Annotated in this window: 4 protein-coding genes; all 4 read left to right on the top strand. The window is 69.8% G+C overall.

Going from position 1 to position 5,664, the window contains the following annotated elements:
• A partial coding sequence (locus IE318_RS43370; protein WP_229904192.1) for an aldehyde dehydrogenase family protein occupies positions 1–1,299 on the top strand: 1,299 nt, incomplete at its 5' end.
• A gap of 20 nt (positions 1,300–1,319) precedes the next feature.
• Positions 1,320–2,408, top strand: a complete 1,089-nt coding sequence (locus IE318_RS43375) for a quaternary amine ABC transporter ATP-binding protein (protein WP_189908340.1) — start codon at positions 1,320–1,322, stop codon at positions 2,406–2,408.
• Entirely contained in the window at positions 2,408–4,381 is a 1,974-nt protein-coding gene (locus IE318_RS43380; protein ID WP_189908341.1) for an ABC transporter permease, read from the top strand. Before IE318_RS43375 ends, IE318_RS43380 begins: the two co-directional genes overlap by 1 nt.
• Before the next feature lie 13 nt (positions 4,382–4,394).
• Positions 4,395–5,360 carry an ABC transporter substrate-binding protein gene (locus IE318_RS43385; RefSeq protein ID WP_189908342.1) on the top strand — a complete coding sequence of 322 codons (966 nt, stop codon included), beginning with the start codon at positions 4,395–4,397 and terminating at the stop codon, positions 5,358–5,360.
• Positions 5,361–5,664: the final 304 nt, after the last annotated feature.

Here is a 5,664-nt window from a genome sequence, read left to right on the forward strand (position 1 = left end):
CCGCGCACCCCCGAGCGGGAGCGCGGCCGACTGCTTCTGCGCACCGCCGACATCATCGAGCGCGACGCCAAGGAGTTCGCCCGCGCCGAGTCGCTGGACACCGGCAAACGCCTCGTCGAGAGCGAGTACGACATCGCCGACGTCGTCTCCTGCCTCCGCCACTACGGCGGCATCGGCGGCACCGACGCCGGCCGGGTCGTCGACACCGGCCGTGACGACGCCGTCAGCCGCGTCGTGTACGAGCCGATCGGGGTGTGCGGGCTCATCACCCCCTGGAACTACCCGCTGCTGCAGGCCTCCTGGAAGGTCGCGCCCGCCCTCCTCGCGGGCAACACGGTCGTCCTCAAGCCCAGCGAGCTCACCCCCTCCACCTCCATCCTGCTGATGAAGGCGCTTCAGGAGGCCGGGCTGCCGGCCGGCGCCGCCAACCTGGTGCTGGGCACCGGCCCCGAGGCGGGCGCACCGCTCTGCGAGAGCCCCGCCGTCGACATGGTCTCCTTCACCGGAGGCCTGGAAACCGGCAGGCGCATCATGGCGACCGCCGCCGCGACCGTGAAGAAGGTCGCGCTGGAGCTCGGCGGCAAGAACCCCAACGTCGTCTTCGCCGACGCCGACTTCGACACGGCCGTGGACTTCGCCCTCACGGCCGTCTTCCTGCACTCCGGGCAGGTCTGCTCGGCCGGCGCCCGCCTGATCGTCGAGGACCGCCTGCACGACGCCTTCGTCGACGAGGTCGTCCGCCGCGCCCGGCGGATCCGCCTCGGCGGCCCCTTCGACCCCGAGGCGGAGACCGGGCCGCTGATCTCCGCCGCGCACCGGGAGAAGGTCGAGGCGTATGTCGCGGCGGGCCTCGCCGAGGGCGCCGTACTGCGCTGCGGCGGCGAACGACCGGCCGATGCCGCCCTCGCCGCCGGCCACTACTACCCGCCCACCGTGCTCGACGAGTGCCGGCAGGACATGCGCGTGGTGCACGAGGAGTCCTTCGGCCCCGTGCTCACCGTGGAACGCTTCCGGGACGAGGACGACGCCGTACGCATCGCCAACGACACCGAGTTCGGACTCGCCGGAGCCGTATGGACGCAGGACGCCGGCAAGGCCCAGCGGGTGGCCCGGCGGCTGCGCCACGGAACGGTCTGGATCAACGACTACCACCCCTATGTACCGCAAGCCGAATGGGGCGGCTTCGGGCACTCGGGCGTCGGCCGGGAGCTGGGACCCACCGGCCTGGACGAGTACCGGGAGCCCAAGCACATCTGGCAGAACATCCAACCACGGCCGCAGCGCTGGTTCAGCGGCTGAACGCCGAAAAGAGGTCGAACGTGACCCCCACACAGACCGAGGTGCCGCAGCGGCATGGCACACCTCAGGACCCGGACACCACTCCGGTCATCTCCGTGCGCCGGCTGTGGAAGGTGTTCGGGCCGAAGGCCGACCGGGTGCCGGAGTCCGCCGAGTTGTGCGGGCTCTCCCGCCGCGAACTCATGGAGCGCACCGGGTGCACCGCCGCCGTACGCGATGTCGACTTCGAGGTCTCGCCGGGCGAGGTCTTCGTCGTCATGGGCCTGTCGGGCTCCGGCAAGTCCACCCTGGTGCGATGTCTGACCCGGCTTATCGAACCCACCGCCGGTGAGGTCGTCTTCGAGGGCCAGGACATCCGCGACGCCGACGACAGGCACCTGCGCGAACTGCGGCGGCGCAAGTTCTCCATGGTCTTCCAGCACTTCGGGCTGCTGCCGCACCGCCGCGTGGTGGACAACGTGGCATTCGGCCTGGAGATCCGCGGCATGGGCAGGGCGGAGCGCACCAGGCGGGCCCAGGAGGTCGTCGAACTGGTCGGCCTGGCCGGCTACGAGAACTCCTACCCCGACCAGCTCTCCGGCGGCATGCAGCAGCGCGTCGGCCTGGCCCGCGCTCTGGCCGGCGATCCGGACGTGCTCTTCTTCGACGAGCCGTTCTCCGCACTGGACCCGCTGATCCGCCGCGACATGCAGAACGAGGTCATCCGGCTGCACCACGAGGTCGGCAAGACCATGGTGTTCATCACCCACGACCTCTCCGAGGCGCTCAAGCTGGGCGACCGCATCCTCATCATGCGCGACGGGAGGACGGTCCAGTGCGGCCGGGGCGACGAACTGGTCGGCGCGCCCGCAGACGACTACGTCCGCGAGTTCGTCAAGGACGTGCCGCGCGGCGATGTGCTCACCCTGCGCTGGATCATGCGGCCCGCGGAGCCGGACGACGCCCTGGACGGTCCCGAACTGGGCCCGGACGTGGTGGTGCGGGAGGCCACCCGGGCGGTGCTGGCCGCCGACCGGCCGGTCAAGGTCGTCGAGAACGGCAAGCTGCTCGGCATCGTCGGTGACGAGGAGATCCTCGCGGTGGTGGCGGGACAGGAAGGCGGCGCGTGATGACCGTCGCCCTGGACAAGACCGCACCTCTGGCCGGTGCGCGCAGACTCAGCCGCCGCATGGTGGTGGCCGCGATCCTGGTCGTCTGGCTGGTGCTGTTCGCCGTGTTCCGCGGCCGGCAGACCCTGACCCTGGCGGCGGCGGACCTCACCGGACTGCACCGCTGGTTCAACGACGTCAACGACACCATCGGCGCGAACCGCAACACCAACCCGCTCTTCCTGTACTTCTTCAACGAGATCCGCCTGGTCATCGACAACCTGGTGGGCTTCGTCCAGCACCTGATCTCCCAGCCCACCGGCGCCCGTCCCGTGCCGCAGATCGGCTGGCTCGGCGTGGTCGGCCTGGCCGGCTACGTCTCGTGGGCCGTGGCCAACTGGCGGGTCGCGCTGCTGGCCGTGGCCGGGTTCGCCTTCTTCGGGCTGCAAGGTCTGTGGCAGGAGAGCATGGACACCCTGTCCCTCACCGTCTCCGCGGTCCTCGTGGCGCTGCTGTTCGCGCTCCCGCTGGGCGTGTGGGCGGGGCTGTCCGACCGGTTCAACCGGATCGTGACCCCCCTGCTGGACTTCATGCAGACGATGCCGACCTTCGTCTACCTGGCCCCGCTGACCCTGTTCTTCCTCATCGGCCCGGCCTCCGCCACCATCGCCACCCTGATCTACGCGGCGCCGCCGGCGATCCGCATCACCGCGCACGCCATCCGCTCCGTACCGGAGAGCACGGTGGAGGCGGCCGACTCGCTGGGTGCGACCCGGCGGCAGACGCTGCTGAAGGTGCTGCTGCCGATGTCCCGGCGGACGGTGGTGATGGGCGTCAACCAGACCATCATGGCCGCCCTGGCCATGGTGACCATCGCGGCCCTGATCGACGCCCCCGGGCTCGGCAAGACCGTCGTCCAGGCCCTGCAGTCGCTCGACGTGGGCACGGCCTTCAACGCGGGACTCGCCATCGTCGTCATGGCGATCGTCCTGGACCGGGTGACGACCGCGGCCAGCGGCCGCGAGGAGGCGGCCCGCCGCTCGGGCAGCCGCTTCCTCACCTGGCGCCGTCCCCTGCTGGCCGTGGGTGCCGTGGGCACCGCGATCCTGGTCTATCTGTCGCACACCTACGTGTGGGCGGCCGAGTTCCCCGGCGACGGCGGCACCGGCAGCTCCATCGCGAGCGCGGCGGACACCGCGACCACCTGGGCGCAGGACCACCTGTCGGGCATCACGAACACCGCCCGCGACATCATCACCAACGGCCTGCTCAACCCCTTCCAGTCGCTGCTCACCGACTCCCCGTGGTGGCTGGTCGGCGCGGCCCTGGTGGCGCTCGGAGCGGTGCTCGGCGGCCGGTTCGCCGCCGTCACCGCGGCGGTGTGCGTGGGTCTGCTGGTGGGCACGGGCGTGTGGTCGGACAGCATGACGACACTGGCCTCGACCGTCGTGGCGACGGTGCTGGTGATGGTGCTCGGCGTCGTCTTCGGCGTGTGGATGGGGCGCAGCGTGCTGGTGGACCGGGTGCTGCGGCCCACCCTGGACGCGGCGCAGGTGATGCCGCCGTTCGTCTATCTGGTGCCGTTCCTGGCACTGTTCGGGGCGACGCGCTTCACGGCCATCGTCGCCGCCGTCGTCTACGCGGCACCGGTCGCCATGAAGATCATCGCGGACGGGGTGCGGGCCGTGCCCGAGACCACCGTCGAGGCGGCCACATCCGCCGGGTGCAACACCTGGCAGATCATCACCAAGGTCCAACTGCCGATGTCACGCAGTGCCCTGACCCTCGCGACCAACCAGGGCCTGATCTACGTGCTGTCGATGGTGGTGGTGGGCGGCCTGGTGGGGGCCGGCGCCCTCGGCTACGACGTCGTGGCCGGATTCTCGCAGGGGGAGCTGTACGGCAAGGGGCTGGCGGCGGGACTCGCCATCGTCCTGCTCGGAGTCATGTTCGACCGGATCACTCAGGCGGCGGCACGACGCACCGGCGCGTAAGGAGCACGACACCATGGTTAGACACTGGAGAGCCGGCGCGGCCGGCCTGGCCGTCCTCGGTCTCACCCTCACCGCGTGCGGGGGAGCGAAGGTCGGTGACGGTTCCTCCGCGGGCTCCAAGAGCTCGGGCGGCAAGTGCGGCACCTTCAACCTGGCCGTCAACCCCTGGGTCGGCTACGAGGCGGACGCGGCGGTCGTCGCGTACGTCGCGCAGCACGACCTCGGGTGCACGGTCGACAAGAAGGACCTGAAGGAAGAGATCGCCTGGCAGGGGTTCGGGACCGGCGAGGTCGACGCGATCCTGGAGAACTGGGGCCACGACGACCTGAAGAAGAAGTACATCACCGAGCAGAAGACCGCCGTCGACGCCGGCTCCACCGGCAACAAGGGCGTCATCGGCTGGTTCGTGCCGCCGTGGCTGGCCAAGGCCCATCCCGACATCACCGACTGGAGGAACCTCAACAAGTACGCCTCCCACTTCCGGACCTCCGAGTCGGGCGGCAAGGGCCAACTGCTGGACGGCGACCCGTCCTACGTCACGAACGACGCGGCACTGGTGAAGAACCTGAAACTGAACTTCAAGGTGGTGTACGCGGGCAGCGAGACCGCGCTCATCCAGGCCTACCGGACGGCCGAGAAGAACAAGCAGTGGGTGATCGGCTACTTCTACGAACCGCAGTGGTTCCTGTCCGAGGTACCCCTGGTCAAGGTCGATCTGCCGAAGTACACCACCGGCTGTGACGCCGACGCGGCGAAGATCGCCTGCGACTATCCCGTGTACGACCTGAACAAGATCGTCAGCTCGAGGTTCGCCCGGTCCGGCAGCCCCGCCTACAAGCTGGTGAAGAACTTCCACTGGACGAACGACGACCAGAACACCGTGGCCAAGTACATCGCGCAGGACAAGATGTCGCCCGACGCGGCCGCGAAGAAGTGGGTCGAGGCCAACCGCGACAAGGTGGAGGCCTGGCTGAAGTAGCCCGCGTCCGGGAGCGGTCGGACACGCCCGGCGGGCGGTGCGCAGGGGTGCGCGTCGCCCGCCGGGCGTTGCCGTTCCACGGGCCGTTTCCACGGGCCGATCCGGGGTCGTTGTCCGGCCCTTTTCGTGCCGTCACGGACCCCTTGACACCCATCCTCGCGGCAGGCAGATTGAGTTGCGCAGCCTGAATCACGTTGCGTAGAAGGCAACTGTGCGGTTCTGAATTCCGGAGGTTGGGCGATGGCGGGACCTCGAGTGGTGATCATCGGAGCGGGTGTCGTGGGGGCGGCTCTCGCGGACGAGG

Source organism: Streptomyces spiralis (assembly GCF_014654675.1).
GTDB lineage: Bacteria > Actinomycetota > Actinomycetes > Streptomycetales > Streptomycetaceae > Streptomyces > Streptomyces spiralis.